At 34.5% G+C, this 3922-nt stretch carries 2 protein-coding genes; both read right to left on the bottom strand.

From position 1 onward, the window contains the following. Positions 1 to 322 (bottom strand): DUF1569 domain-containing protein (locus tag AB4Y90_RS16150; protein WP_441558604.1); only part of this gene is annotated, 322 nt, incomplete at its 3' end. Positions 323 to 495: 173 nt separating this feature from the next. Next, positions 496 to 3922 (bottom strand): alpha-2-macroglobulin family protein (locus AB4Y90_RS16145; protein ID WP_441558603.1); only part of this gene is annotated, 3427 nt, incomplete at its 5' end.

The following is a 3922-nucleotide window of genomic DNA, read 5'->3' as shown; positions in this document are numbered from 1 at the left end:
GGATATAACCTATCAGTCTCTTTTTTTCTTCTTCAAAATTTCTTCTTTCTTTAATTAAAAACTGAGGCGCAGTAGGAGAATCTTGCGGATAAGATTTTTCGCCTACTACTTTTGGTTTTACGAAAGTTTTCAAAATAAACTTAGCAATAGCTCCCGGTTTTTTGTGTTTTTCGGGCTCGTAAACCATTTCGTAAGAAACACAGCAGTGCGCCAACATTTGGTCTACCGTCATTCTTCCCCACAAACCGTGCGTTTCTTCTACAAGATTATTAATTCTATTGATATAATTCTGAGCGTCTTTTGCGTCAAATACGTTTTCCATTTTTGTCTAAATCTTTGAAAACAAATATATCAGTTTTTTTGTTTCATTGATATATTTTTTTTGAATTTGAATGGTGAATTATTATTGATAAATAAGTGTCGAATTTTCAGCATACAAACAAAACTCTCCACAAAATTTGCGGAGAGTAATGATTAAATATTTTTAAGAATCGTTTATTCTTTAATTTCTACATTGCTGCCTTTTGTATGCGAACTCATCTGCGGCGCATAATAGTTTTGAATGGTTGTAATCCCGTTCGAAAATTTCCCGGATGCATTGGCTACATAATCATATTCGAAGACATATTTTCCTTTAGGCATGTACTCTATATAAAAGTTGGTAGACGCATCTTTGGTTGACTGATAATATCCAAGATTATTTTTCCATTGATAGCCTGAAAGCACATTTATTGGCTCAAAACCTGCAGCTCGCATATCTTTGATGTGGATAAATTCCATCGCGCGATCGGTGTTCAGGATCATTCTTACTGTTACTTTGTCGCCAACTTTCAGCGGGGTTTCAGGAGAAATTTTCTGTAATTCTTCACCGTTTACGGTTTTCACTTTTTTATACAATTCTTTTGCAACAGAAATGTAATTTTCTGAAGATTTTATTTTATCCAAATCTTCATAATATTGCCAGAACAGACCTCCCTGAACAATTCCTGAACCTGGTTTTGTAACGGTAACTGTTGCTAAATTTTTATCTAAAACATCTGCTTTCACAGCAGATTTCACATAACCTGTTGCCTGAGTTTCGGGTTTTAATTCTTTTCCGCCCCAGATGATTATTGCTTTATCGCTTTCAGCATTCGTCCAGGATTTTCCTGAATTTAAAATCGTAAAAATCACTTCTGCAGTTCCTCTTGAACTTCCCCAAGAATTGACTTCTTTCTGCGTAATCAGCCAGATCTTCATGTCTTCAATAAATTTCTGATCGTTTGGTTTTAGTTTATTAAAAACTTCCAAAGCTCCTGCGTGATTCACCACTTTTGAACTGAACCAGCCCCAGTCATCGAGGTTTTGCTTCCAGTAAACACCCTGAGTTTTAGAATCTACCGAAGTTTCTTTTAAGTAATTTAAAAATTTATCCGAAACATCTTTTAAACCGTAATTGCTCGTCAATAAAGCTGTGCGATGCAGTCCGAAGAAGGTAAAATCAGTAATTTTTGTAGTTTTCACTTTTTGTTTCACCAAAGCTTTTAGTGTTGCACCTATTCCTTTTAAAGGATATTGTGTTTCCCAATAATTTCGGGTATCAAGATAATCTAAAGTCCAGTTGTTGATTACATTTTCTTTTTTAACATCAGTGTATTTATTGATTTCCTGATCCACATAACCAATCAGTTTTGCTACCAGTTCTTTCTGCTCAGAAGATTGATAATCTTTCACGTTATCTTTCAACCAAACGTTTATTTTTCCTAAATTTTTAAGAATATAAAGAGACGTTCCATATGAACTCGGATATCCTTGATACCAGGAAAAGCCACCATCCGGATTTTGCAGTTTTTTAAGATCATCCCAATCCTGATTGATTGAATTTTTCATTGTATTGGCATCAAAAAGCAATGCTAATTTTGCCATTTGTTCCTGTTCGTTTTTGCTTTCCAAAACCCAGGGAGTTTCTTCGAGCAACAACTGCTTCAGCTCCTGATTTTTTTCAAGATTAGAAGTTAATAATCCTTTGTTTTGATATTCTTCAAAGACTGTTTTCAGTTTTGGATTGGCTTTAAAAATTTCTGAAGCCAGAACATCGGCAAACCATTTATTAAAGACAACATCTGCAGAACTATTCTGATCATTTTTAAGACTTGGAAGCGCAAACATAATTTCCCAGACCGGATTGGTCGTTAGTTCCAAAGTATTTGAAACGTTCGAAATCGTAGATGAATTTGCGTTTTTAAGATTATCTAAAACAAAAGTTTTCGTCTCGCCTTCTTTCACAAAAATCGGCAGTGCATCGATCACCAACATTCTGTTTGGTAAAACCGAGATTGTTTTTTGCTCACCGTCAGAATATTGTCCAGCTTTTGCCACGATTTTAAAAATAATTGATGAAACGTTGTTTGGTACTTTTATTTTCCACGTTAATGCAGAATTTCCATTTTCTTTTAATTCAAAATTTTGAGCTGCTGATTGTAAATTAAATTGAGAAGAAATATCTTCATTCGTAAATGCATCCAAAATCTGCAGCTGCGCAGAACCGTTAAGTTTTTTATCTGTTAAATTGGATAGTTTTGATTGCAGATTCAGCTCATCTCCTTCTCTCAAAAATCTCGGATAATTTGGGGTAATAGAAAACTCTTTTTGCGTCACCACTTCTTTTTCCAATGTTGCTGCTCTTGCGTCTTTTGTATGCGCTAAAAACATTAATTTCCACTTTGTAAGCGCTTCGGGAGAAGTAAATTCAAAATTCACATTTCCTTCTGCATCGGTTTTTAAATCTGGATAGAAAAATGCGGTTTCATTTAAGTTTTGACGAATCTGAACATTTTCTAAAGCATCTTCAGTCGGAGGAGAATTTTCAACTTTTGGAGCTTTTAAAGGTTCGGGTACAACATTTTGAACAACCATTACCTTTTCGTCTAACGCTACTTCCCTTTTTGCCATACTTGCTCTCGCTCCTGAAACTGGCGGCGGCGGAATATAAGCTGCTGCTTTTACACCTTCCTGACTAATTAGTCCCGATATAGTTTCTAATTCTCTGCTGTAATCAGCAAAATAAATATTTCCGTCAAACCAATTAAACTGAGGAATTTCTACATATTTCCCGTGAAAATACTCTACTCTGCTCTGGAAATATTTTTCTTCAAGATTGGCAGAAATTGCATAAGAAGAGGTAAAAAAATAAGGTCTGTACAGTTGTTGCCAGTTAAAAGTATTTACAGAAAACTGATCCAGAGACATGTCGTACATATTCGCCAAAACTTCGGCATTGATTTTTTCTTTATCATTTCCTGATATTTTTACCGACCATTTTTCTTTAGAATTGGGTTCTATTTTATCTCTGAATGTTACTGTTTCTATTTTCAGCGGCTGTTCTGTATTTTTAATTTTTAAATCAACTGTTTCGGTCTGAACATCATTAAATGCAGCCAACTGAAACTGAATATTTAAACCTGTCACATTTTTATCATTCGGAATTTCAGTTTCATATTCCAACACTCCATTTTTAAGCTGATGAACTTCAGAAACCGTTTTTCCTAAACCATTCTGCACGAAAACATTTACCAACGCTTCGGGAACCGAAGAATAAACATATATTGTAGTTTTTTCACCTCTTAACACCTCATCTTTTGGCTCTAAAACCGTTAAGAAAGTTTTTTGTGTTGTATTTAAAGATTTCTTATCCCAAACACTGAAATTCTGTGTAGCTTTTATCGTGTCTTTTCCTTCAATATTGTATAATTCCAACTGATAATCTCCGGCTTGGAGTTTTCCCAGATCGAGAGATTCTTCATTTCGCTGCGCTCCATTCAGAATGACAGAAGAAGTTTTCCAATTTTTTAATTCATCATTTTTATCATAAAGATCATGCGGAAACTTACTGATAAACTCTTCTTTTGAAAATTTCGGAAGATTTTGCACTTCTGTCTTGAAA

The sequence above is a fragment of the Chryseobacterium sp. 2TAF14 genome (genome assembly GCF_052115105.1).
Classification (GTDB): Bacteria; Bacteroidota; Bacteroidia; order Flavobacteriales; family Weeksellaceae; genus Chryseobacterium.
Note: the sequence above shows the minus strand (reverse complement) of the source record. Positions and strands in the feature narration are given on the sequence as shown.